Source organism: Chitinophaga polysaccharea, from assembly GCF_007829335.1.
Classification (GTDB): Bacteria; Bacteroidota; Bacteroidia; order Chitinophagales; family Chitinophagaceae; genus Chitinophaga; species Chitinophaga polysaccharea_B.
In genome coordinates, this window is sequence record NZ_VIWO01000003.1 from 151,290 (window position 1) to 176,809 (window position 25,520).

18 protein-coding genes are annotated in these 25,520 nt (G+C 47.3%); 13 read left to right on the forward strand and 5 right to left on the reverse strand.

All coding sequences use genetic code 11. From position 1 onward, the window contains the following. Positions 1-272 precede the first annotated feature (272 nt). From FHW36_RS12315 to FHW36_RS12350, 8 genes are all read left to right on the forward strand, one after another. Complete coding sequence (locus tag FHW36_RS12315; RefSeq protein ID WP_145668541.1) at positions 273-2,156, forward strand: sensor histidine kinase; 1,884 nt, start codon at positions 273-275, stop codon at positions 2,154-2,156. Beyond that, positions 2,153-2,791: a response regulator gene (locus FHW36_RS12320; RefSeq protein ID WP_145668544.1), complete on the forward strand. Its 639-nt coding sequence runs from the start codon at positions 2,153-2,155 to the stop codon at positions 2,789-2,791. Before FHW36_RS12315 ends, FHW36_RS12320 begins: the two co-directional genes overlap by 4 nt. Positions 2,792-2,794: 3 nt before the next feature. Next, positions 2,795-4,588 carry a sensor histidine kinase gene (locus FHW36_RS12325; RefSeq protein WP_145668546.1) on the forward strand — a complete coding sequence of 598 codons (1,794 nt, stop codon included), beginning with the start codon at positions 2,795-2,797 and terminating at the stop codon, positions 4,586-4,588. A 93-nt stretch (positions 4,589-4,681) separates the two neighbouring features. After that, on the forward strand, positions 4,682-5,353 hold the full coding sequence (locus FHW36_RS12330; RefSeq protein ID WP_145668549.1) for a hemerythrin domain-containing protein: 672 nt from the start codon (positions 4,682-4,684) through the stop codon (positions 5,351-5,353). 90 nt (positions 5,354-5,443) lie between these two features. Next, on the forward strand, positions 5,444-5,785 hold the full coding sequence (locus tag FHW36_RS12335) for a hypothetical protein (protein WP_145668551.1): 342 nt from the start codon (positions 5,444-5,446) through the stop codon (positions 5,783-5,785). Positions 5,786-5,795: 10 nt separating this feature from the next. Then, entirely contained in the window at positions 5,796-6,371 is a 576-nt protein-coding gene (locus FHW36_RS12340) for a hypothetical protein (RefSeq protein ID WP_145668552.1), read from the forward strand. A 33-nt stretch (positions 6,372-6,404) separates the two neighbouring features. After that, positions 6,405-7,247, forward strand: coding sequence for a carboxypeptidase-like regulatory domain-containing protein (locus tag FHW36_RS12345; RefSeq protein WP_145668554.1), 843 nt, complete (start codon positions 6,405-6,407; stop codon positions 7,245-7,247). 331 nt (positions 7,248-7,578) lie between these two features. Then, positions 7,579-8,451 carry an EamA family transporter gene (locus FHW36_RS12350; protein WP_145668557.1) on the forward strand — a complete coding sequence of 291 codons (873 nt, stop codon included), beginning with the start codon at positions 7,579-7,581 and terminating at the stop codon, positions 8,449-8,451. A 35-nt stretch (positions 8,452-8,486) separates the two neighbouring features. Here FHW36_RS12350 and FHW36_RS12355 read toward each other — a convergent pair whose 3' ends face one another. Then, positions 8,487-9,029 carry an RNA polymerase sigma-70 factor gene (locus tag FHW36_RS12355; RefSeq protein WP_145668559.1) on the reverse strand — a complete coding sequence of 181 codons (543 nt, stop codon included), beginning with the start codon at positions 9,027-9,029 and terminating at the stop codon, positions 8,487-8,489. Positions 9,030-9,257: 228 nt separating this feature from the next. Here FHW36_RS12355 and FHW36_RS12360 point away from each other — a divergent pair, with 228 nt between their 5' ends. Both FHW36_RS12360 and FHW36_RS12365 read left to right on the forward strand, forming a co-directional pair. After that, positions 9,258-12,299 (forward strand): SusC/RagA family TonB-linked outer membrane protein, encoded by a 3,042-nt coding sequence (locus tag FHW36_RS12360; RefSeq protein ID WP_145668562.1) that lies wholly within the window; start codon positions 9,258-9,260, stop codon positions 12,297-12,299. A gap of 28 nt (positions 12,300-12,327) precedes the next feature. Continuing rightward, on the forward strand, positions 12,328-13,710 hold the full coding sequence (locus FHW36_RS12365; protein ID WP_145668563.1) for a SusD/RagB family nutrient-binding outer membrane lipoprotein: 1,383 nt from the start codon (positions 12,328-12,330) through the stop codon (positions 13,708-13,710). A 69-nt stretch (positions 13,711-13,779) separates the two neighbouring features. Here FHW36_RS12365 and FHW36_RS12370 read toward each other — a convergent pair whose 3' ends face one another. From FHW36_RS12370 to FHW36_RS12380, 3 genes are all read right to left on the reverse strand, one after another. Continuing rightward, positions 13,780-14,352 carry a hypothetical protein gene (locus tag FHW36_RS12370; RefSeq protein ID WP_145668565.1) on the reverse strand — a complete coding sequence of 191 codons (573 nt, stop codon included), beginning with the start codon at positions 14,350-14,352 and terminating at the stop codon, positions 13,780-13,782. 156 nt (positions 14,353-14,508) lie between these two features. After that, positions 14,509-19,953, reverse strand: coding sequence for an Ig-like domain-containing protein (locus tag FHW36_RS12375; protein ID WP_186452406.1), 5,445 nt, complete (start codon positions 19,951-19,953; stop codon positions 14,509-14,511). Between the two features lie 443 nt (positions 19,954-20,396). Further along, positions 20,397-21,638, reverse strand: a complete 1,242-nt coding sequence (locus tag FHW36_RS12380; RefSeq protein WP_145668569.1) for a TlpA family protein disulfide reductase — start codon at positions 21,636-21,638, stop codon at positions 20,397-20,399. Between the two features lie 297 nt (positions 21,639-21,935). Between FHW36_RS12380 and FHW36_RS12385 the strand changes: the two genes are divergently transcribed. The 3 genes from FHW36_RS12385 to FHW36_RS12395 all read left to right on the forward strand — a co-directional run bounded on the left by FHW36_RS12385 (position 21,936) and on the right by FHW36_RS12395 (position 24,643). Continuing rightward, positions 21,936-22,889: a histidine kinase gene (locus FHW36_RS12385; protein ID WP_186452407.1), complete on the forward strand. Its 954-nt coding sequence runs from the start codon at positions 21,936-21,938 to the stop codon at positions 22,887-22,889. A 103-nt stretch (positions 22,890-22,992) separates the two neighbouring features. Beyond that, positions 22,993-23,943, forward strand: a complete 951-nt coding sequence (locus FHW36_RS12390; RefSeq protein WP_186452408.1) for a sensor histidine kinase — start codon at positions 22,993-22,995, stop codon at positions 23,941-23,943. 4 nt (positions 23,944-23,947) lie between these two features. Next, positions 23,948-24,643, forward strand: coding sequence for a LytR/AlgR family response regulator transcription factor (locus FHW36_RS12395; RefSeq protein ID WP_145668582.1), 696 nt, complete (start codon positions 23,948-23,950; stop codon positions 24,641-24,643). A gap of 3 nt (positions 24,644-24,646) precedes the next feature. Here FHW36_RS12395 and FHW36_RS12400 read toward each other — a convergent pair whose 3' ends face one another. Then, entirely contained in the window at positions 24,647-25,384 is a 738-nt protein-coding gene (locus tag FHW36_RS12400; RefSeq protein WP_145668590.1) for a hypothetical protein, read from the reverse strand. Positions 25,385-25,520 lie beyond the last annotated feature (136 nt).

The following is a 25,520-nucleotide window of genomic DNA, read 5'->3' on the forward strand; positions in this document are numbered from 1 at the left end:
GCAGGTTTTCCATCTTGCCGCATTCAAGGTAGAGGAATGCAGATTATCAATTGTAAATTCTTTGTTAACAACATACTTATTTTAGAGTAAGTTTAAAGGGAGTGGGGGAAGATTTTCACAAGAAACGCACATTTTTACCGGGGTTATGAACATTGCATCATATCTGCAAAATGCACTACATACAGCCGGTTGTTTCTTAAATGATTTATCCATATAGTTGTTGTCCCATGTTTTTATCGTAATTTTTTTTACTACATTTAATACGCCCGCAGATGGGCAGTACTACCTATATTCCAGGTACTGTTTCCGCGATAGCTTTGCGTGACCACATGTTATCCGCTTATACCAGGCATATCACTTTGTTGATACTGATGATCGTATTTATCGGTGCCCACACTTGCGGGCAGGCCCTGACACTCCGCAATACCGACAGCATATATACCTTAACGTACCCCGCACTGTTCCGCGATACGGGCAAGAACATGGACATAACCGCGGTGCAGTCGGCCCCGTTTGCCCCTTCGCGTCAGGCGGTGGTAGCCCTGGGCGTAACTACCGACGCCGCCTGGATTTACTTTGATGTAGTCAATCAAACCGGGCGGGATAACTGGTGCCTGGAAGTAGCGGCGCCGGCGTTGCATACCGTGGACGTATATATTAAGGATGCCGCCGGCACCCGGCATATGCAGGTGGCCGTGGATGATCATAGGTTTGCCGAACGGCCGGTGAAAGTAAATGATCTGATCTTTCCGCTGCACCTCGCGCCGGATACGGTTTCCCGTATTTACCTGCGGGTAACCAGCAACAACACCCTGCGCATCCCGGTGCGCATCGCCACGATGGAACGGTTGTATGAAACCAATCATCGTATCGATTTCGGGAATGGATTTTATTTTGGCCTGATGGTTACCCTAACGGTGTATAACCTGTTTGTATTCTTGCTGTTGAAAGACCTTACCTACCTTTATTATGCAGGATATATTTTTTTCAGCGCCATCTTACAATTGATATGGAATGGATACCTGTTAGACTTCTTCCCGGGTAGTGCTTTAAACCTGGCTTCCCTGGCCTGTGCCATATCTATGATTTTCAGTGTGCTGTTTACCAATGCATTTCTGCAAACCGCCCGGGACCTGCCGCATATTTACCGCTGGCAGCCCTGGCTGATTGGATTGCTCTGTATTCCCGTACTGTTGCTGATGACCGGCCTTGGCAAATGGAGCTTCCGGGTTTTTCAATGGGAGATGTTCGGCGGTTTTATCTTTTGGCTGTATGCTGGCATCATGAGCTGGCGCAAAGGGTATCCCCCCGCTAAATATTACCTGCTGGCCTTTGTAACGTTGATTGTTACCAGTCTTATTTTTAATGGACGCGACAATGGGAGAATACCGGATCACTGGTTTTCTATGCTGACATTGCAAACTGGCCCTTGCCTGGAAGCGTTGATACTGTCTTTTGCCCTGGCGGTGAAACTGAACCGCTATAAGCAGGAAAAAGAAAAGACCCAGGCGATGGCGTTGGCACAGGCCAATACTTTTTCGCGCGACCTGATTACCATGCAGGAAATGGAGCGGAAAAGAGTTGCCTCTGAATTGCACGACAGTGTAGGGCAACAACTGATATTGCTGAAGAACCGAACCCTTTCCCTGCGAGGACATGCCGACGAACAAGTACAGCGGTTGTCGCATGACCTGGGGCAGGATATAGGCGATGTATTGCAGGAGATCAGGGATATTTCCTATTCACTACGCCCTTACCAGATGGATATGCTGGGGTTAACAGAATCGGTGAAAAGCCTGGCTGCCGATATGATGGAAGCTGCCGGTACCGATTGCACCATCGCGGTGGATGATATAGACCAGGTGTTGGGCAGGGAGCATGAAATGAACCTGTACAGGATTGTGCAGGAAGTGCTGAATAATATTGTTAAACATGCCGGCGCCTCCCTGGCAGCTATCAGTATCCGCCGGGAGCCTGATCAGCTGGAAATTATTATCCGGGATAATGGCAAAGGTTTTTCTCCAGATACAAAAGTAAAGGGCCTGGGGCTAACCAGTATACGGGAGCGCGTAGCGCTGCTGGAGGGCAACCTGGACATTACACCACATATGCCATCAGGAACAGTTGTTAAAATAATCATACCGGTAAAACCATGAGTACAGTAAATATTTTAATTGCAGATGATCACCCTATTTTTTTAAAGGGATTGAAAGAAGTGGTGGAAGCAGGTAATCACCTGCAGGTGATTTACCAGGCAACAAACGGACAAGATGCTATAGCCGGCGTAACGACCAAATCGGTAGATGTGGTGATCCTCGACATCGATATGCCTGTTAAAAATGGTTTGCAGGCTGCCGTGGAAATATTACAGCTAAAACCGGAAATGCCGGTCATTTTATTGACCATGCATAAAGCAAAAGATGCGTTTTTAAAAGCGCTGGATATAGGGGTGATGGGATATGTGCTGAAGGAAAATGCCGTGGTTGATATCATGTATGCGATAGAAGCGGTACTACGCGGACATTCCTATATCAGCCCGGAGATGACCTCCTTTTTACTGGCGCAGAAGCGTAGCCGGCAACCGGCGATGGATAATATAGCCACTTTACTCACTTCTTCCGAAATAAAAATATTAAAGATGGTGGGAGAATATAAGAGTACGAAAGAGATAGCAGACGAATTATATATCAGCGAAAAAACGGTGTCCAATCACCGGATGAACATCACCAAAAAATTGCAGCTGACCGGGAAGAATAGTCTGCTCCGGTTTGCCATTGAGTGGAAACAATAACATATGCGCATAAGTAGCTGTACCCGGTTTATATTCCTGTTGCTGGAAGTACTCTTTTTTTTGCCGCCTGTTGCAAAAGGGGGAGGAGTGCTGCTGTTGGAAAACAGGGGCATATACCCGGTGCGCGACATTTCCTATTACGTGGATAACAGCCGGCAGATGAATATCACCGAAGTATTGCAGCGCGCCGGGCATTTTCACCGGGCTCCTTCCTCGCTGCTATCTTTGCATACCACCGCCGCCGCAGTATGGGTAAAGATCAGCATAGATAACCGTACTGCCGACACCCACTGGTATTTGCAACTGACCAGTCCCCCGGTGATGCAGGAAGTGACGTTATATGAATTAACACAGCAGCAACCCCGTCGCATTTTTCATCTCTCCGAAAACAGTAAGACATTAAATCAAACGATTATCCCGCTGCGGCCTGCAGCAGGCACTACTACGGACTATTACCTCCGGGTACGGGGCGATAATATGCTACGGCTATCTATGGTGGTGGCGGATATACAAACCTTGTATGAACGCAATCACCGGCAGGACGTGCTGAATGGCATTGTGCTGGGTGTGCTGGCGGCGTTTATGGTGTACAATATTTTCATTTTTCTCCTGTTAAAAGAGCCTGTTTATTTCTTTTATGTGGGCAGTGTTTTTTGCTGGGGACTGAACCTCGCTTTTTATAACGGGTATCTTCCGCTGATCGTTCAAACACCTGGTTGGATGAACAGCGCTTCGGTGCTGATTCCGGTCAGTACGTTTTTTAGTATCTGGTTTACCAACACTTTTTTACAGACAAAAATATACGCTTGCCGTTTTTACCAGTTGGGTTGGTGGCTGACCGGTATCTTGGTTATCCCCCTGGCATTAGGGATATTGGGATATTGGGCGGCAGGGTTCACCGTGATTCAATGGATCATGTACCCATTCTTTTTTTATTGGATAGGGGCGGGAGTGGTCAGTTATCGCCGGGGATTTATTCCTGCAGGCTATTACCTGGCCGGCTTTGGCGCTTTTGTGCTGGGAAATACGATCAACAACCTGAAAGACCTGGATATATTACCGGATGTTTTCCTCACCCGTACCAGTATGCATTGGGGAGCCATTGCAGAAGCATTTATCCTGTCGCTCGCATTGGCACAGAAATTCAATTATTATAAAAGGAAGGAAGAAAAAATCCGGCGGGCAGCACTGAAGCTGGCGATCACCTTTTCACACGACCTGATACAGGCCCAGGAGAAAGAACGTAAGCGCATCGCCGCCGAATTACATGATAGCCTGGGGCAAAAGCTGATACTGATTAAGCATAAATTGCTGCTGGCGCGGAAGCAGGGCATTGATTTGCCAGAGGATCAGTTTTCAGGGAATGTAGGCGCTATTATACAGGAGGTGAGAAATATTTCCTATTCGCTGCGTCCTTACCAGATCGACCTGATGGGGCTCACGCACGCATTGCAAAGCCTGGCGGAAGAACAGGCCGCTGCCGCAGGTATCTCTTGTCATTTGTCGATAGACCCCATAGATGGACTTTTTTCCCCAGATAATGAAATCAATATTTACCGGATTGTGCAAACACTTTTACAGCAGGCGTTGCCCCAGGCGCCCATGGTAAACGCTTTTTCACTGATCTTACGCAAAACGAATGAAGAGGTACATTTATTTTTTACACCAGATCCGTATGTACCAATGGAGAACGACATCCTGTTGAGGGATATACGCGAGCGGGTGAGCATATTACGGGGCCGCTTCCTGGTGCATGCCAGCGGCTATGATATGTCGTTGCCCGTAGTGCCCTGGTGACCATAGGTATTGCTGCCTATATAATTAAATAGTAATGCTCATTTCCCGGGTGGGGAGCCGAAATTACTTTTGTGGTATAGTAATTCTGAAGATATGGCACCATTACGGTTCAACGTTTTTAAACAGGCGCACAAAGGTCTGAGACTCTTATTAAACGATACCATACAGGCAATTCAGCAAACAGATTTTTCTATACCGGCGGAAGGAAACGCCTGTATAGCCACCATAAAAACTACCCTGCAACTGTTTCATGTACATGCGGGCCTGGAAGACCAGGATATATTTCCTATGGTGTCGCAAATAGCGCCCGCCGTGGTAGCGCACTTCGAAAAGGAGCATGAAAAAGATGAAGCACTGATCATGAATCTCCATAAAAATTTTGAGCAGTATGAATTGGCAGATAGCCCGGCGGCCCTGCTGGTGGCAGGTAATACGCTGTTGCATGAATTCATCGCCTTCACAGTTTTTAACCTGGAACATATGAGCCAGGAGGAATGCCTGCTGAATCCTTTTTTATGGTCGCAATATACCGACGACGAAATATTGGCAGTAGCCACTGCCGCCGTGAAGAAAATACCTCCGGCCAAAAACGAACTCTTTATACCCTGGATGCTGAAAGGTAACAGCGATAAAGAAGTAGCGCAATGGCTGCAACGTGTAAAAGAAAGTGCACCCGCGCCTGTATATGAGCGCCTGTATACTACTGCAGTACAAATATTGGAGGGTAGCAGGATGCAACATATTACCGCTGTTATGGAGGGATGATATAGGTAGTGCTGCCTATATAAATGATCACTAACGCTTATTGGCTACGCTTGTAGCGCCTGATAAATTTGCGTCATCAACTACAATAACATGAAACTGTTTTCTTTCATCGCTGTTATGGTTATTGCTATAATGATAGCTGGTCCGCACGCTTTTTCACAGCAAGGCGCCGCAGATGCTTACTGGACTGTGGAAACCGGACGCCATCCAGTTATCTATACAATTATACGATTTTATACCCCAGCAGATCAGCTCTTGCATACCATACGTATCAATGGCAGCTGGATGGATCCGGGAAAGGCGAAAATGCAGCGCCGTATTAAACAGATACAACATCAGCCCGGCATGGTTATAAACCCTGGTGGTGTGGCATCGGTGATGAAGGTGCCGGTAGACAGTATACAGATATTTTCCGCCACCGCTAACAATTAAAGCAGTTATAATGATACGCGCAATATTTACAGGCATTTTCCTGCTGGCCATGATGGCCTGTCGCCACCGGCCAACAGAACAGCCGGAGCCGGTTGTCCCCCAAACCTATACTTCTTTTGGCGATAGTGCCATTGCTTATGCACATCCTACTGCTATTGACCTGGATAAAGACGGTGCACTGGACTTCACCGTGATGATACCGTTGGTAATGGAGAATGGGCGTAGCGAAATGCGGTTTGTAGTAGTGCCGGCCCTTGGCAACAGCACCTTATTGAATGGCAATTTACCTGTGAGCTATGCTGCAGGAGAACGGGCGCCGCTAACCGATCAGTCGCCATTGGTATGGGCCGTGCATCAGTCGCCGGTACTGGTGGCGAAAATACATGATCCCGCTACTCAGCTTTCGCATTGGGAAGGCGTATGGAAGCAACAATATAAGCGCTCGTTGGCGGTGCGGATAAAGAAGAATGATAAAGTTTATTTTGGATGGATACGTTTTTCTTATGCAGGAGACGACCAGGAAGCGATTATCCTGCACGATGCCGCGATCGCTACCCAGCCGGGTGTAATGCCCAAAGCACTTTAAGAACCCCCATTATACTGAGCTTAAAAAAGCGTGATGAACAACTATTACTCCAAAACAGCTGGCCTGTTATGCTTAACTGCCCTCCTATGGCTGGGCGCCTGTAAAAAACCAGGTAATGATACACTCGACAACAGCGGGTCTGAACAACTGGCCTACAGAGCGGCTGGCATAGTGAAGAATGCAGATGGCAGCCCGGTAAGCGGCGCGAAGGTAAGAGCCGTGAACCCGGTATTACTGGATGCTTCGGCAGATGTATTTACAGATGCCAAAGGCGCTTATATGACCCCTAAACTGGACCTGGGCGGCTGGAACCTATATGCCTGGAAAGAACAGGAATATGAAGGATATACCTTTCATTTGCGCGTAGCGCCGGAAGATGACGACTACAATGCTTTCAGTATTGATAAAGCCGGGAAGACCAAACATTTTAAGCTTCGGCTCACCGGTCGTATCAAAGATATTCCCCGGTCGGAGAATCAGCCGGATCAGGGCTATTATGGCGGTACCCTGCAGTTTGTAAACCTGGGGCTGGAAGCATTTAAGAAAATGCCGGTCAGCACCCCGGTGAGAATTATACTGACGCCGATTCCCGGTAGTAGGTTGCTGGATGGGTCAACGCCGCAGGTAGTGGAAAAGACCTTTACCATTGAAGACGGAGAGGATAATTACTGGATTACCGATATCCCGCAATGCAAGTATATCATCACTGCGAGATCTGGTAATAAAGTGATCCGGTTAACAGACCATCGTGATATTAACGGAGAGGAACCGTATAAAAATTCCCTCAACTGGATGTTTAAACCGGCGCCCACGGCTTCTTATGCCGGCGGCTTGAAAGGCAATTCAGATACACCTTTTTATATGGATTTAGAGTAAGCACTGCGCAATGTCAGGGCATAACCCCAAGATAAAGGACCTCCCTCTGGCAGGGCAGGTCCTTTTATTATAGTGTATATCGCAATGCTCCAAAAGGAATTTTTTAGTATCTTGCCATCCTCAACCGAATTTTTTATGCATCGCATTTATTCAAGTACACCTCCTCCTGCTGTTGTTGTTGTGGTATCTGCACAATAACCAGCGTTCTTTTACTTAGCAGCTGTGCCTGTTGCGGGCAGCAGCATGTTCATTTTATATCTAAGTCAGTCAGACCTGGTTATTCTTCGTGCCCCTGTATTTTCTCTTTTTTTATTGTTTTTAAACGAAAATAATGACCAGGTATATATTCATGGTTTTTGCCGGCGCGTGTAGCTTCGGCATCCTTTCTACATTTGTAAAACTGGCTTACCGGGAGGGGTATGCCGCTGCAGAGATATCCGTTACGCAAGCCTTTACTGGCATGCTGGTGTTATGGATCCTTACATTGATTTATCAACGGAGTAAAGAAAAGCTGAGTGGGCAGGAGTGGCGATGGTTGTTATTTACCGGTGCCACCATTGGGCTCACGAGTTTTGTATATTATGTATCGGTAGCGTATATACCGGCTTCTGTAGCTATTATCCTGCTGATGCAATTTACCTGGATAGGGTTGTTGCTCGACTGGATCATTTTCGGAAAACGTCCATCGGGCCTGCAATGGGTCACTGCGGGGCTTATCCTGCTGGGCACCTGGCTGGCGAGTGGTTTGGCCAGTGGGCGTACGGAAGCGTTGTCGGTAAAAGGGCTGGCTTATGCGGGCGCCTCCGCAGTGCTGTATGCCATTTACGTGATTGCCAATAGCCGGGTGGCCAAACAGCTGCATCCGTTACGGAAGAGCGCCATCATCATGACCGGATCTACGATGGGCGTGCTGTTGGTAAATGCGTCCGCGCTGGTGGTGAGCACACATTTTAATGTGGGTCTTATCAAATGGGCTTTGTTCCTGTCGCTGTTCGGTACCATTATACCACCCTTGCTATTTGCCCGGGGCATTCCCAAAGTAGGTGCGGGTATCAGCGCTGTTATCATGACGGCAGAACTGCCGGTTGCTATTATTTGTTCCCATTTGTTGCTGGCGGAGCCGGTAAATGGCGTGCAATGGGCCGGAGTAGTGGTGATGCTGCTGGCCATGTTGCTATTGAATGCGCATTATTTCAAACGTTGATGGGAGCGGGGCAAGCTGAAGGCTTGCCCCGTTTTTTAACGGGACATTACTACGATCAATGCCAGTGCCAGTCCGTAATCTTTAAACTCGCTACGCATGACCTGCAGGGATTTCCCCATATGTTTTTCCACGGCTTTAACAGAAATGCCTAAACGTTGGGCTATTTCTTTGTGGCTGAGGTGCTCACGGCGACTGAGTAAAAATACCTGCCGGCTGCGTTCTGTTAATTTATCCAGTGCCCGTTCCAGCTGCTGTTCCAGCAGTTTTACATCATAAGTGTTGGCGGTTTCTGTTATTTTATCTGTGGGGAGATGTTGATGGTGTTGCTGGTGCAATAGCGAATTCCTGATCTCATTGAATCTCCTGTTGCGCAGCGCGCCGTACAGGTATGCTTTTATATTTTTTATCTCCCCCAGGGTCTGGCGGTTTTTATATAGTGCAATAAAAATATCCTGGAGCATATCTTCCAGCAGATGCGGCACTGGAAACTTGTTGTAGGCATGATGATACAGGTCGGCAGCATAACGCTGATACAAGGTTTCGAAGGCCTTGTTGTCATTGTTCGCCAGTAATACCACTAATTAGTGTCAAAATAACTCTTAAATTAAACATCTTTCCATTTCTTATCTATATTATTGTCAATACGACAGTTAACATAGTTGTATTATAATGTCATTAGGTACTTTGGGATAATATACGTTTATAATCGGTTAATTATTCTGTATCCATGTTTATTGCTTACCCCTACTTTTATTGTGCTAACTATTCTATGAGCGCCTTCAACCTGTCAACCAAACGTTAATCAAATGGCACAATCAGTAAAATCAGCAGTATCACGATGCTTCGTACTGCTATGCGTGGTATGTTTTCTTGCGCTCTTCCCCCGTGCTGCATCAGCACAGAAGAGGGCGATTACAGGTACTGTGGCCGATTCATCCGGCATGCCTGTTATCGGCGCCACCGTCCGGGAAAAAGGCGGCAAGGCTGTCACTACCTGTGGCGCCGACGGGACTTTTAAATTAACTGTAGATGAAAAAAATTCCCTGCTCATTTCCAGTATCGGGTTCCTGAATGCAGAGGTACCCGTGGGCAACAGGACCACTTTCGCCATCACGTTAACCAGCAACACGGCCGCGCTGAACGCAGTGGTAGTAACGGCGCTGGGCGTAAAACGGGAAAAACGCAACCTGACATTCAGCTCCCAGCAGCTGAACGGGGAGGAACTTTTAAAAACCAAGGAGCCCAACCTGGTGAATACCCTGGCGGGAAAGGTACCGGGCATACAGATCACCAGTTCTTCCGGTAATGCAGGGGCCTCCTCGCGTATTGTGATCAGGGGCAATTCTTCTCCTACCGGGGAAAACCAGGCATTATTTGTGATCGACGGCGTGCCGGTAGATAACACGGAAACCGGTAATATCAGCGGTGGAGCAGCAGGTTCTGGCGTAAACCGTATCGCAGACATCGATCCCGCTATTATTGAAAATGTGAATATCCTCAAAGGTGCAGCCGCTACCGCGTTGTACGGTTCTTCCGGCGCCAGGGGCGTAGTGCTCATCACCACTAAAAATGGTGGCGTGGATAAAAAGCCGGTGTTCAATTTTTCGTCAGACGCCTCTTTCGAACACCCGCTGTTGCCGGAACGGCAAACCATGTATGGACAGGGCACTAACGGCATCTTTTATAACGGAGAGGACGCCGACAAGAAAACAAGTCTTTCCTGGGGGCCCCGCATGGATACGCTCAAGATAAATGGACAACCCGCGCCCACTTATAACCCATACGATTTTTTCCGCACCGGTATTACTACCAACAACACCATTTCTGCTTCCGGCAGCAACAATAATTCCAACTACTTTCTCAGCTATTCTTACTTTAACCAGAAAGGGGTAATGCCGGGAAATGATTTTAAACGGCATTCCTTTTTTGCAAAATACAATTCCAAAATAGGCAAGTATGTAAGTACCACTTTCCAGTTAGGTTACAGTAACTCCGACCAGGAAAGGTTGCCGGAAGGCGCCAGCAACGGACCTTTATTTGTATTGCTGGTGCAACCGGTATCCTGGAACCCTTACCCGGTATTTAAGCCGGACGGCAGCCAGCGCGGCTACCGTAATTCCAGGAATATGCCCCTGTGGACGCTTGATAACATCAGCAACGATGCTAAAGTGAACAGGTTCCTCCCGGTATTTACTACCAACATTACTCCCACCAGCTGGCTTACTATCACAGAAAGGCTGGGCGCAGATATATACACGGAGTCTGATAAATATATAGAGCATCCCAGCCCGCAGATCGGGCTCACCGGGCAGATCAGGAACCAGAATATCAACTTTCAGCAGTTTAACAATGACCTGATTGTGAACGCCACCAAAACATTTGGCAAGTTTAATGTGAACCTGCTGCTCGGTAATAATATCTATACTACCTACAACCAGTATATGAATATTAATAGCACCGGGCTGAATATTACCGATTTTAACAACTTATCGTCCGGTACCACTATTACCGGTACGGAAAACCATACCCAGCTCAGGAAAGTAGGCTTCTACTCGCAAGCCAACATTGAGTACAACCGCTTCCTGAACCTGTCTTTAACCGGCAGGTACGACGGTAGTTCCGTGCTCAATCCCGATAAAAACTTTTACCCTTACGGATCGGCTGCGGCCAGCTTTATCTTTTCCGAATTCCTGGGGCCTAAGGCTTCCAATGTCATTAACTTCGGAAAGGTGCGGCTGAGCTATGCCACCGTAGGTAACGACGGCGTAGGTGCGTATGCGTTATCTACCCCTTATATACAGGCCGGACGGAACACGAATGCTGGTTATTTCCTGTTCCCATTCCAGGGACAACAGGGATTTTTGCTGACATCAGCGCTGGGTAACCCGACACTCATTAATGAACGGCTCAATGAATATGAAGCAGGACTTGAAATGCGTTTCCTGAAAGACAGGATCAGCTTTGAAGGATCCTATTTTAGCCGTCGCTCCAGAAATGGGCTCATCCCGGGTTCCCAAATCTCTAATGCAACCGGCTTCAGTAATACCACTTTTAACGCTGCAGAGATATCCAACAAAGGAATAGAACTGTTGCTGGGCGCCACACCTATAAAATCAAAAGATTTTAGCTGGAATGTTACCCTGAACTTTTCGAAGATCAAAAACAAAGTGCTTACACTGGGACCGGGCATCGGTCAGCTGGGGCGCCTGATCAAGGGAGAACCTTATAATATTTTTTATGGCGCCCGCTATAAACGCGCAGACAATGGAGAACTGTTGATCGACGCCAGCGGATTGCCCGTGGTAGATCCACAACAAGGTATTGTCGGAGATATCAACCCGGACTGGCTGGCTGGCCTGGATAACAGTTTCCGCTATAAACAATTCAGCCTTTCCTTTTTCTTCGACATGAAAAAAGGCGGCGACGTGCAAAATGATGTAGAAGCAGCAGGGCTTTACTACGGCACTTCAAAAGAGACAACCAACCGTGGCAAAATCGTCATAAAAGGAATCAGTGAAGTTGACGGAAAGGCTAACAACGTGGAAGTAGATGCGCAAACGTACTATCAAACCAGGCAATACGAATCTACCATCCAGGATGGTACTTATATCAAATTGCGGAACGTAAGTCTTTCTTACTTCCTGCCGACATCCTTCCTGGCTAAAACGCCGTTCAAAACTGCTTCGCTGGCAGTAGCCGGCAGGAATCTCTGGATCTATAGCCCGCACTTTACCGGCGCTGATCCGGAGGTAAGCTCTTATGGCACGGGCAACAGCTCACAGGGCATTTATGCGTTTTCTACGCCTACAGCACGTTCTATCAACTTTTCACTGAAATTCAGTTTTTAGTATGCCAGCACCACTAAAATTTATCAACATGAGAAAGTCTTTTTTTATACTGCTGCTCGGGGGACTTTGTTTACAGGGCTGTAAAAAGTTCCTGGACGTCAATAAAGATCCCAACAACCCGGTAGATGTGCAGGAGTCACTGATCCTGGCGCCGGCAGAACTGAATATTTCCGATAATATCCAGGGCGGTAATGCCGGGATCATTATACAGAACTATGTGCAGAACATCGCTGCCAACCAACTGAATCCATATGTAGGCAGTTACCAGCTGTTTAATATTGATATGGATGGCGACTGGTCCAACTTTTACGTTACCTCGCTCAACAACCTGATTACCCTGAATAAAAAGGCAGAAGCAAATAACAACTGGAACTACGCAGCCATCGCCAAAATACTTACTGCGTACACGCTCGGCACTGCCACCGATTTCTGGGGAGATATTCCTTATTCAAATGGGTTTACCAGCGGCGTTTTCACCGTGCCGTACGACAAACAGGAAGACATCTACAAAAGTATCCAGTCACTGCTCAGCGATGCTATCGCCAACATCGATAAGAATAGCAGTCCCAAAAGTCCTGCTAGCGACGACTACTTCTACAATGGCAATATGAGCGCCTGGCGCAAGCTCGCCTGGTCGCTGAAAGCACGGTATTATATACATCTTACCAAAGCGCCTGGATACACCGCCAAAACGCAGGCAGAAAACGCAATGGCGGCTTTAAAGAACGGCATGGCTTCCAACGACGACGATCTTAAGTTCAGTTACGCAGGCGCGGCGGGAGCAGAAAATATCTGGTATCTCACCTTTACGCCGGTAACTACCTACGTGATGAATGCCACGTTAGTAGATTCATTGCGTAACCGGAACGATCCCCGATTACCAAAGATGATTGCTCCTGCTACAGCAACAGGATTATATACCGGCAGAAGGATTGGTACGCCTACCGGCGACCTGGCCAAGTATGCTTATCCTGCTGCATTTTACGGCGCCAGATCTTCTTCCAATTATATCTTCAGTTATACAGAGGCATTATTTATACAGGCAGAGGCCCTGCTGATTACCAGCGGTTATGCCGCGGCGCAGCCCGTGTATGTAAATGCCATCAATGCCCATCTGTCCAAACTCGGTATCGACACTACCTCTGCTGCAGCCACTGCGTATGTAAACAGCCGCAAATTAACTGCTGCCAACGCATTACAGCTGATCATGGAAGAAAAAGCGGTGGCTAACATCTTCAACTTTGAAACGTATAACGACTGGAGGAGAACAGGTTTCCCTAAACTGCAGAAGGTAGACGGCGCATTGATAGACATCCCCCGGCGGTTATTATACCCTCAAAGCGAGATAATAACAAATGCACAACCTCAGCAAACAGCGGTCCAGAGTACAAAGGTTTGGTGGGATAATTAAGATAGCATCGCAAAAATATAACGAGAAGAGGAGCCTCAAAAGTAATATTGAGGCATCCTCTTCTTTTTATCAAAAAGGGTGACCACTGCTATCGATATTTCCACCGCAAGGCAAACAAATGATACCTTTCTCAGTAATATTACAGGGGCCACCTGCTTTATAATAATTATCGGGATTATTGATTAGCTTACTGGTAGCAGTGGAAGCTGCCAGTAAGCTTTCTTTGGTCTTGAAATGATCATGGATGTACTGATATTCTTCTCTGTTCACTTTCGCCTGATAAAGTACCCTGAGTGTTTTACCGTACGCAAATACATCACAGGAACCAATTTCGTTATTTTCATCCAGGTTGTTAAAAAGCTTAAAAGAGTCTGTCTTTAACAGGTTGGGAATGGGAACATCACCAATGCTGTAATGGGGTGGATTATCAAAGTCTTGCATCATATCATTATAAGGTCTCAACTCTGTCCGGTGGGCATATGTTTCCCAAACGGCAAGACCAGCCGGAAGCTGCTTATATGACCAATTCAGATTCGGGTAATCGCGCTTGCCATTCAACCGGTAAGACGATTCCCAGTTCAGTGCCAGAAACTCATTCCATGCAAAGGCGGCCATTTTTTCGGGAGTAGCATTGCTATCCATATCTTTTGGGATAAACTGAACTATTGAAACTTCTTCAAAGTAAGAGAATGTTTTTTTTACTTATATGAATGGAATATTAAGTGAATATCAGAAGGAGAGGGCACCTCCCAATGTTTGCATAAACAGGAGACACCCTCTTCTTTGATGTAGGGATAATTATTGTTTTATTACTTTGATCGTCTTGCTTTGTGTATCCTGCCTGATATGGATATAATAGATACCCGGTGTCAGGTTTTGGCCAAACTGATAGTAGGCGCCGGCATTTATCCTGGTAGAATAAACGGTGTTGCCAGCGTTGTTAACAATCATCAGCAATGCCGGGGCATTCGAAGAAGAAGTCATTCTTACATTAAATGCACCACCTGAAGGATTCGGATATATGCTGGTAGTAAAATCCAGTCTAGGGTGCGTATTTAATTTGTTGTCGCCCACTACCATCATGCCGGGGCTTTCGTTCAGACTTTGCAGGGTATCTCCCGGAGAGGTGTTCCGCACTTCGATCGCCGCAATGGAGCCGCTGTAGGGATCATACTGCCCTGTTTTAGGATAGAAGAATACCTGTATCAAACCTGTGCTGTTAGCTCTTGCCCGGATGGTTTTGATAACAACAGTGTTCAGCTTATTGCCTGCCGCCTGGTATACATTGAAGTTCGTCAGGCTGTCGAGGCCATTGGTGGCTTTTACGCTGAATATCCTGTTGTTTTTCTGTGCATCCTGCGGCTCCACGAAGTGTAACCGGATGGCATAAACGGCATTAGGCGTAAGGCCGCGCAGGTAATAGCGCATCTGGGTCACATTGTCTTTGAATACGCGCATATACTCGTATACCTGTGGTGGGGCAGGATCAACTACCTGAGATACGTCCACCGGGCCATCCACTTTTTGCACCCAGGTATAACCGGCATGCCACAGCTTATCAGTACCCGTAGGACCCTCGGGAATATACTGTGCAAAGGTGGTATTGGCATACGGGCCGGCAGGCGTGTTGGTGGTACCGGCATTGATACCATAAACAGCCGATTTATTTGTCTTTAAAACTTCTATACAATAGTCATCCACCCACACAGTGCCGGTTCCTGTTTTAGCGATCCAGTAGGTAAGCCCGGTGGCGCTGTCGGGCACATTGATGGTATCTCTTATCTGGGCCCAGTTGTCGAGATAGGCGGGTACGTTGTACACGTTTTTTGAATAGGACGCATTGCCCGTTGCTGCACCGGTACTATCGATGAAACCAACGCCATATCCAGCCCACCACGGATAGCCCATGGCATCTTTTTCTACTTTAATCCATTGGGTAAATACGATGATGCTACCGCCCCTCACCGGTATGGCGCCTTGCATGTTCAAAGCGGTTTTTGCGGTGGTGTAACCCAGGGTAGCTGCCTTGTCGCCGGAGTGGCCTTTCCCGCTAACGGCGTATACAGCACCTGGCGTGAGCGTGGTATCTTTATAGGTGAGCCAGCTAACCATACCACTTTCAAAGCCATAGTTGGGGATACCTCCACACGAATCATACGGTACTACCGTTACCGGTAATGTAGCTGAAACGCCGGAGCTGTCGACCGTATTAGCGGTAATAGTAAGTGTACCCTGTTTAATGGCCGTGATTAACCCGGCGCTGTCGACGGTAGCTAACGCTGTATTGGAGCAGCTCCAGGTTACTTTTTTGATGGACGTATTAGCGGGCATAAAGGAAACGCTTACCCGTATCGTATCTCTTTCCCCAATGACAACAGGAGATGGTTGGAACGTTAAACTGGTGGCCAGTACATTGGCTACGTGTACATTGGCTTGCGCCGCAATAGCCGGGTTATCTGCTGATGTAGCTTTGATGATCACATCGCCCTGTTTGATGCCGCTGATAAGACCGGTGGCGCTAACGGTAGCCAGGGTGGTATCTGAAGAGGTCCATATCACGTCTTTATTGCTGGCTCTGGCAGGGGAGATGGTCGCATTCAGTTGCAGGGATGATCCTACAAATACACTGGCGGAAGTGCTGTCTAACGTTAACGTGGCAACTGGTATATAGATAACGTTGTACGTTTTGGTAGCAGTGAAACCACTTTCTACGGATGTAGCCGTGATGGTAGTCGTGCCGGCTCTTTTCCCTGTTACGATTCCATTCAGGTCCACGGTAGCAATAGAGTCGTTGGAGGATTTGTATACCAGGTTCCGGTTAGTGGCATTGGCCGGTGTTACCGTGAATTTCAGCGTGTCTTTATAGCTCACATACAAATTGCTGCTATCTGAATAGATAGTAATTCCCTGCAGCGGGATAATATTTGCCTCGAGGGCGGCTATAGAAGCGGTATATGGGCCATTGATAACGCCATTGGGATAAAAGAACACGGCTATTAAACCCTGGTTATCTGATTTGGCTTCCAGGGTGCGTGTAACCACGGTATTCAGCTTATTACCTGCCGCCTGGTAAGGGTTGAAGTTAATGAGACTATCGCCACCTGTTTTTACGCTAAATAACCGGTTGGCTTTATCCACATCGCTGGGCTCAATGAAATGCAGTCGCAGGGAATAGTTGGCATTGGGAATCAGGTTGCGGAAATAATAACGCATCGGTGTTTGATTATACCTGGAGATGCGCATGTATTCATATACCTGGCGGGGAGCAGGCGAAGTTACCTGGGTCAGATCTACCGTTGCGGTGATTTTGACATTGCCGGTATATCCTGCATGCCATAATTTATCTGTACCCGCTATGCCTTCAGGTATATATTGACCTACATTGGTATTCTGATAGGGAGTTGCGGGGTTACCCGTAGTTCCTGCATTGATTGCCATCACGGTGGTATTTACCACCAGTTGTACGGTTTTAGTGAAACCGCCATCTGCCGCAGTAATAGTAAGGGTGGTAGTACCCATCTTAAAACCGGTTACTACGCCGCTGGCATCTACCCTGGCAATCGTGCTATCCGTTATCGACCAATTCAGGGTTTTATTGGTAGTATTGGCAGGTATAACGGCCGCGGTGATCTGTTTAGGCGTATTTATGGTACCGTATACGATACTGTCTATCGTAACTCCAGTGGATATGGTAGGCGGAATGACGACCAGTTGTCGTGTATTTGTCTTCCCGCCATCGACTGAGGTGAGCGTGATCGTGACGGTGCCTGCATTGATGGCCTTTACGTTTCCGAAGGGATCTACCTTTGCTATCGATGTATCGGAGGAATTCCATGCGACGGATGGATTAGTAGGATAGGTAGGTGTCAGTTTCGCATTCAGTTTGATGGAGTATCCTTTTACAATGGTATCTGAGGAAGGATTGACGATTTCGACCGACTGTACAGGGCCTCCTATCGGTGCACCGAAGTAGATACCATTTCCATGAGCAGAAATGATCATTCTACCTTTGTTATCGGCAGCAATGCTTGGCGCCACGCCTGGTAAGCGGTCCAGGATGGTGGTCCAGGTGCGGCCTGTATCATCTGAGCGGAAGGCGCCGTAGTAAATACCATTGATAGGAATGGCCTGACTGGTGACAAACAAAGTCAGGTGTGCATTAGGGGTAGTGTCGGACATGGTCACTGCCACCCATTTAGGCTTAATACTGTCGCCGCCTACCTTCACGAATGTTTTACCTGTGTCTGTGGTATGATAAAGCGCGCTGTTTTGAGGATAGGATTCATTGTGATAGCAAATCCATACATCCCCTGTTTTCCCCGGTGTTGTTTCCACGTTGGAAGTAGTGGCATAAGCGGAGCCATTTGAGTTATTGCCACCATTGGCAGTAAGCCCGGCGGCAGCTGTTTGCGCGAATGATTTTCCGCCATCGGAGCTAACAAAAAAGGAACCGCGATCCCAGACATAGAAATAGTTGCCGTTTACTTTATCCGATGCCAGGTGGTTTTCCCCGGGATATACCATCCATTGACCGCCTGCGGGTAAGATCCCGGAAGAAAGGCCCGTGGATTTAGTCCAGCTGGTACCCAGATCGGACGACCAGTAAACGTTGCCCAGGTTGTTGCCATCCATTTGTGTGAGCCAGACAATGTTCCGGCGATCTGCCGATACAGCTATACGTCCGCGTAAACCCGGCGACTTTGGGAAGAGGGTATAGGTATCGCCGCCATCGGTGGAATAACCTGCGCGCGAATCGCTGATGTTGGAGGTACCGGCGCCATCAGAGCCTGCACGCACGATAAAATTGGGATCGGTATATTGGAAAGCCACACCATTCATATTGAATGCGCTAAAGACGTTGTTGTGCAGCACGGTATTGGAAACAGCACCCTGGTATAACGGCTCCGTCAGGGAACGGTGATGACCGCCACCCACATCCGCTGTAGTGGTAAGCAGTACGTTCTTGCCGCTGGGAGGGCACAGCATAGGACCTGTTACCATGATTTCTTCCAATCCTACTACACGGATCTTCCAGTTATTAACGGCATCGGAGATGTTATCGGTAGAAAGTATATCCAGCAGGTCGTTGATCCATACCCTGTTGGGATAAAAAGGATCCCAGGTAAATGCGAGCGCATTATGTCCGGGGTCATTATAAGGTAAACCATCATTTGCCGAATGTGGCGCTTCTGAATTATCACGGGTGATGACCCCCGGGCTATAAGAGCCCGGGGCGCCACCGTTCTTTGAAATATAATAAGGATCTTTTTGCCAGGAGCCACGGGTGCTTACAATAATATAATCTGAATTGGCAGGACTTACGGCCACTTTGGAGAAGAACCTGTCGTTTTTAACCGGATCGGGAACTAAAGTTACAGGTGAAATGTCTTGCCAGGTGCCGTTCTTATACTTGAAAACGCCCTTTGGCAGATCTTCGGCCCCGGCTGACACATACAGGGTTCCATCGGCATGAATCGTGGCCCGGATGGGATACAGGGGACTATTGCTCATCAGGTTGAACGAACCACCGCCATCGTTTGATACGTATACGCCATTGGCGCGACCAATATAAATCCGCTTACCCACATTTACGCCATTGAGGGCAATGGTGCCGGCACTTTTATCGTAAAGCAGGAACGAGCAGTAGCCCGCCGTTGTAACGGAACTTACCTGCGACCAGCTGGCGCCGGCATCTTCCGATTTCCAGGCGCCGGTCTGGTCGGTTACTACCCATACCCGGTTACTGTTGGCAGGATCTACCTGTATACGGTCCCCGTAAGCCTGCGTGTTATTGGGACTTACCCAAATGGGGACATGCAAATCCGTCCATGAATCGCCCCGGTCGGTACTCTTCATAATAGTGCCTGCACTGGTGCCTTTGCCGGGGCCGGAACCGGCTATATGTTCTACGGTAGCATACAGGATATTACCGGTAGAATCATTGTGATCTACGCCGATACTGCCGCAACGCTGGCTAAATTCCCAGCCCCAGTAGTTAATAGGCATCTTTTTAAACAACATTAAATCCTCCCATCTTTGGAGGTTCTTATTCCACCGGTAAGGAGTGCCTACATCGGTAGTGATGAAATAGAGGTCGGGTACTTTTGGGTGCGGTACAAAAGAGGGTAGCGCACCGGACCCGCCTATCCGGACCTGGTTCCAGGTGTACGTTTGCGCACGTACGCCCTGCAAGACCGCCAGGAAAGAAAAAGTAAATAGTAATGTGTAGCAAATCTTTTTCATGTTCATAGTGGAATTATAAGGGTTTTAAAAAATGATCCCGGTTGATGTTCTCATAGTAATAGCGGCGCATCTTCAATGCCGCCCTGGCACGTGTCATTAAAATCGAAAGACGGAAGTATGGTAACAGGCTATCGGGAACAGCCCTGGCAGGGCTGTGCGTCGGTTTTCCGATTGACAGTTTATTTGATAAACATGATCAATCATTCATTCATCACTGTTTCACAATATGTACAGCTGATAGAGTAATACGTTTGCGAAGAACAAACTACGTAGTTGGAACAGGAAAATATTTTTAAAACGGAGAATCCTTGCCAGGTGAGTATTTTCCTAAATTGCATGACCTGTTGGCAGCCCAAATCAGTTGGGGTTTACTTAAAGCGTAAAAAGGACGTCTCATTTATTTTTGAGACGTCCCTTTATATAATTGGTTGGTTTTTGCTGGGTTAGAAACTGCTCATGGGCATGGCAGCGGCAGCTTTAGGGGCGTTCGCTTTGGTGCCACGGGCCATTGCATCTTTGATTTTAGTTTCGGTATCAGGACCGAAGCCGGTGAAACGTTCCATGATTTTACCTTCTGTATCTACCAGGTATAAAGTAGGGATACCGGAAAACTGGAATTGCTCCATCGTTTTATCTTTATTATCGCTTAGCAATTGTTCCCAGGGCATTTCTTCTTCTTTCATGGCTTTTCTCCAGGCGTTTTTATCAGTATCTATAGAGATGCTTACCACATCGAAGCCTTTAGCGCGATAGGCTTCGTATAGTTCTTTCACTTTTGGAATAGCCTGGCGACAAGGACCGCACCAGCTGGCCCAGAAGTCTACCAGCAGGTATTTACCTTTGTATTTTTCGAGTCCGGCTAGTGAACCGTTGGCATCAGGGTATTTCACAGATGGCATCGGTTGGCCGGTTTTCAGCTTCATGGCCTGTGCACGGTTGGTAAGAATGGTTTGCTTTAACTGTTTGGCCTCTGTCAACCACGGATAGCGGGTAATCAGTTTTTCCAGGGCAGCCATCGCTTTGTCGTATTGGTCGCTGGATTCGGTTCGGGCCATTCCACGTAAACCATATACCATTACGGGTCTGTCGGCATAAGCGCGATTGAGTATATCCTGTCGGATATTGTAATCTTCACGCATGGGGTTATACTTTATATGATTTTTCATATAGCCGATCCAGGTAGTGTCTTTATCGGCCGCTTTTTGGGCAAAATACTCCATGTTATATTCGTCTATCAGGCGTCGGTAGTTCAACTCGTTGTTTAACACCGACAGGTTGATATAGTTGTTATCATAAGATCCATCTACATAGTTGTAGTGGGGAACTTTTACCTTATAGAAAGCCGTATCATATCCCCTCATTGCTACGTTCACATCGGCATCGCTCCAGAAGGTAGCATGATCCCAATGCAATGCGTCTATGTTGTAAACACCCTGGTGATCCTGTTTAATTTTAAAAGTGAAGGTATTATCTTTTCCCAGTACGCAGGAGTCCACCAATTGTGGCTTACCGCCAAAGTTATCTTTGGACAACCAAACTTTATTTACTTCAACTTTGGGATCAGTAAACTCTACTTTACCGCGAACGGTAATGGATTTTACCACATTGTTTTGCTGCGCCAGCAGGGCGGCAGGTATGGCCAGCATGGCCAGTGGCATAGATAAGGCAAGAACTGCTTTCTTCATTATTGGTAGTGATTTAAGTTTATTACGAACGTAGCAGCAAAATACAGCACCGGGTATATCCCGCCGCAAATAATGGACATACCGGGTACGTTTATGTACGTTCTCCCTTTTTGAAAGGATGAACGCATTTCAGGCCCGTTAGCTGTGGACGCCCGACACAGGCGGCATAAACTTGTGTATGACCTGCCTTTTTAAAAGTATGAACCCGCCAATGGGAAGGACGAAAAAAATAAGCGGGTTTTTATAGCGAAACCTTTGCGGCATATAGTATCTTCAGCGCGGTTAACAATGATATTATTGAAATCATCATATCGTTATTTGATACATCTCGCCATCTGGATGGCGTTGCTGGGACTGTATGCGTTTCCGCAGTTGCGGGTCAACTGGCCTTCCGCCGTGGGACTGAAATGGGTGCTGGTACATGATATTGCCTATGGGTTTATCAATTTTCACCTTTTTTACGTGTTGGTGTTTGCCTGGTTACCATTGCCGGTAAAGCGGCGTCAGTATGCCAAAGCGGCGGCAGGTACACTGTTGGTAATATTGTTGTTTTCGGTTATTAAATTCCTCGTGGGGTATTACCTGTTCCCCGACCAGGTATTGCAACGGATGTTCGCATTAACCGGCGTTCCTAAAATCTATATGTCTTTCCGGGAATACCTGCCGGTCACCATCAGAACCGGGCTGGGAGTAGCGTTGCTGGCTTATGGCTACCGGCTTTTCCTGCAATGGCGCAATACCGAGCCGGAAGACAGGATACTGGCTACAGCGGCGGCACAGGCCCGCTCCCGGTACGACCGTATGCAGGAAGGGTCCAGGCAGTTGTTGCATCATTTGCAATTGCTCACGCCCGTGCTGGAAGACGAACAAAAACGGGAAGAGGAAGGTACCAAAGCGGTGTTGCTCCTGTCAGACCTGTTGCGATACATGTTGTATGATAAAGCCCTGGAAAAGGAGAGGGTTCCTTTTAAAAAGGAATTAGCTCACTTTGAACGCTATATAGCGCTGCGTAATTTACTACATCCTCAACAATCTATAGCACTGCATACGACGGGTGGAATACCACAGGGGACAATTGAAGGGCTGTGGCTACAGCAATGCGTAGAAGCCAGTTTGCAGCAGTGGCAGCAGGTAACCGGTACTATCACTATCGCATTGACTTGCAGTGAAGAAGTGGTAACGTTGTCGCTCGAAACACCCCATCAGAAAAAAAATCATCAACATATTCCGCTGTTCCCTGACCATGTATAAAACGCGTATACATATCCGTGAATTTTTGCTCCTGCTGTTGGTCTGGATACTATTAATGTATGTAGGTAGCTTTTTGCTGTTGAGAAATTATACAGCAGAAAGTATGCGCAATATCAACATCAACAATGGTGTATTTGGCTTGATCAACTTCGCCCAGTTTTATATTTACCTGCAGTGGATGGTTACCCCGTTCCTGCAAAACAGGAACTGGAAATCCTTTATCGGGAAGTTGCTGCCGGTGTTTGCCGGGTTCATTATTATGAAATATACCATTGCTGCTGGCTGTTTTTCGAAAGATGTACTATACCGCGGGTATCGTATTGAAAACAGGCAACGGGTAGATATATACGTTACGCTGGCGGAGTACGCTATCAGCAGTTTATGGAGCGGGATACTGGTAGTATTAGCTGCTTTTTCCTATCGGTTTTTTATATGGTGGCTGGCAGAAGACAAGCGCAGGGCTATTTTGCAAAAGCAGCAATTACAGGCAGAATCGGGATTTCTGAAGATGCAGTTAAACTCGCATTTCCTGATCAACAGTTTAAACAGCATTTACTCCCTGGCGCTGATGGGTTCGCCGGAAGTGGTAAGGGCCAATAAAACGCTGACAGATCTCCTGTCGTACATGGTGGATCAACCTTCCGATATCGACTACCGGGGGCCGGTAGCCGCTGAAATCCGTTACCTGGAAGATTTTGTAGCATTGCAGCGTATCCGTACCGGTTGTGAAGCCGGGGTAGTATTTAATATCCCGGGCCAATGGCCGGATAGGCAGATAGCGCCTTTATTGCTGGTGCCCTTTGTAGAAAATGCTTTTAAACACGGGGTGAGTAACCGGCCGGAAATGCCCGTTACCATTACGCTGGAGTGTAGCGAGGAGCAATTGGTATTCCGGGTGCACAACCATATTTCGGGGCATCAGCGGGATAAAACCGGTGGTATCGGGTTGGATAATGTGAGGAAACGGTTGCAGCTGATTTACCCCGGACGTCACCAGCTGGAGATCCGGGATTCAGGCAATGAATATTATAGTAACTTAGTGATTAACTGGTAATGACATGGCTTTAAAGTGTATAGTGGTAGATGATGAACCGTTGGCAGCGCAGGTACTGGTGTCGTTTATCAATAAAACGCCGGACCTTCAACTGTTGAAAACCTTTCACCATCCGCTGGAAGCATTGCAGTTTCTGAAGCAGGAGAAAGTAGACTTGGTATTCCTGGATATCCAGATGCAGGAACTCAGCGGGATAGAATTGATGCAGCTGGCGCCACCGGGCTTGCAGATCGTGATTGTATCGGCTTATGATGAGTATGCCGTGGAGGGATTTGACCGGGAGGCGGTAGACTACCTCCTGAAACCGGTGTCGTTCGACCGCTTTGCGCGGGCAGTACAGCGGGTGCTGGCAAAAAGTACACCCGCCATATCTCAGCCCGCCGGCACTGACTATATTTTTGTACGCACCGATAAGCGTATTGTGCGTGTGGACCTGAAAGATATTCTTTTCGTAGAAGCGCTTCGTAACTATGTGGCGATACAAACCAGTCGCCAGAAAATACTCACCTTGCAGAATCTGCGCAGTTTCGAAGAAATCCTGGCGCCGTTCCGGTTTTTCAGGGTACATAAGTCGTATATTATCTCACTGGATAAAATAGACAGCATAGAAAGGCAACGTATTTTTACCGGCTCGCACAGCATTCCTATCGGTGACGCCTATGTGAAACAATTCCTGGAAGTGATCAATATGCCGCGGTAGGCATTAATTCAGTTCCTGGCTCCACTGAAAAAAAAATTGCTGTACAGTGTGCGTAGCCTCGGGGCCGGCACGGTAGCACATTTTCCAGATGTAAGGCTTCTTTTCGTATTCGGGGTTTACAAATACTTTCTTGTTACGTGCGCCATCTTTAAGCGCGGCGCCGAAGTCTACTTCCTTCATCTCGTTCAATAACTTCATCAGTCCTGCTTTTATTTTGATGTTGGGAGAAGCAGGGTATTCTTTTTGCCATTTGGTCAGCTCCGGGTTGGGATCATCGAGGTCGGCTATCACCGCCTGGTAATCGCTGATTGTTTTCTTATAACCTTCTCTTACTTCACCAGACGTTTCTTTCATTGATTCTTTCAGCGTTTCTACCATTTCTACATATGTTTTTTTCATTTCCTGCCGCGAGGCCAGGAGGCTCGGATCAGGGGCTGTAATAGGCTTTTTCCCCTGCCGGTCTTTTTCATATTGCTCTTTAAATGTGGGCGAATTAACGTACGTTTTCAGGTATTCGCAATAGGCTTTTACTTTACCGGCCCGGTCGCTCACCGCTACTTTAGCAAGCGCTTTAAAGGCTGGGATGCTGAAATATCCCTGTGTAAAGTTATCCCAGATATATTTTTGTGCCATCTTATCGGTAAGGCCTATTTCTTCCACAAGGCTATTGCCCATGATTTTGAATGACATCAGCCAGGCAGCCAGCGGCAGCACCATGACTATGATGAGTAATTTTTTCATATCCTGTTGTTGTGTGTAAGGAAAATATTAACGTACACAAAACTAGGGATAGCATGGGGTAAGGCGCATAGGTAATAGTGTTTATTTACCTGGGTAATGTTGCCATATAGGTAGTGTTACCTATGTAAATGAATAT

Excerpts from the sequence above, each read along its gene's own strand:
- FHW36_RS12400 (WP_145668590.1), bottom strand. The coding sequence starts at position 25,384 with ATGAAAAAATTACTCATCATAGTCATGGTGCTGCCGCTGGCTGCCTGG.
- FHW36_RS12390 (WP_186452408.1), top strand. The coding sequence starts at position 22,993 with ATGCGCAATATCAACATCAACAATGGTGTATTTGGCTTGATCAACTTC.
- FHW36_RS12330 (WP_145668549.1), top strand. The coding sequence starts at position 4,682 with ATGGCACCATTACGGTTCAACGTTTTTAAACAGGCGCACAAAGGTCTG.
- FHW36_RS12395 (WP_145668582.1), top strand. The coding sequence starts at position 23,948 with ATGGCTTTAAAGTGTATAGTGGTAGATGATGAACCGTTGGCAGCGCAG.
- FHW36_RS12370 (WP_145668565.1), bottom strand. The coding sequence starts at position 14,352 with ATGGATAGCAATGCTACTCCCGAAAAAATGGCCGCCTTTGCATGGAAT.
- FHW36_RS12315 (WP_145668541.1), top strand. The coding sequence starts at position 273 with ATGGGCAGTACTACCTATATTCCAGGTACTGTTTCCGCGATAGCTTTG.
- FHW36_RS12380 (WP_145668569.1), bottom strand. The coding sequence starts at position 21,638 with ATGAAGAAAGCAGTTCTTGCCTTATCTATGCCACTGGCCATGCTGGCC.
- FHW36_RS12325 (WP_145668546.1), top strand. The coding sequence starts at position 2,795 with ATGCGCATAAGTAGCTGTACCCGGTTTATATTCCTGTTGCTGGAAGTA.
- FHW36_RS12365 (WP_145668563.1), top strand. The coding sequence starts at position 12,328 with ATGAGAAAGTCTTTTTTTATACTGCTGCTCGGGGGACTTTGTTTACAG.
- FHW36_RS12340 (WP_145668552.1), top strand. The coding sequence starts at position 5,796 with ATGATACGCGCAATATTTACAGGCATTTTCCTGCTGGCCATGATGGCC.
- FHW36_RS12375 (WP_186452406.1), bottom strand. The coding sequence starts at position 19,953 with ATGAAAAAGATTTGCTACACATTACTATTTACTTTTTCTTTCCTGGCG.
- FHW36_RS12320 (WP_145668544.1), top strand. The coding sequence starts at position 2,153 with ATGAGTACAGTAAATATTTTAATTGCAGATGATCACCCTATTTTTTTA.
- FHW36_RS12335 (WP_145668551.1), top strand. The coding sequence starts at position 5,444 with ATGAAACTGTTTTCTTTCATCGCTGTTATGGTTATTGCTATAATGATA.
- FHW36_RS12345 (WP_145668554.1), top strand. The coding sequence starts at position 6,405 with ATGAACAACTATTACTCCAAAACAGCTGGCCTGTTATGCTTAACTGCC.
- FHW36_RS12360 (WP_145668562.1), top strand. The coding sequence starts at position 9,258 with ATGGCACAATCAGTAAAATCAGCAGTATCACGATGCTTCGTACTGCTA.
- FHW36_RS12350 (WP_145668557.1), top strand. The coding sequence starts at position 7,579 with ATGACCAGGTATATATTCATGGTTTTTGCCGGCGCGTGTAGCTTCGGC.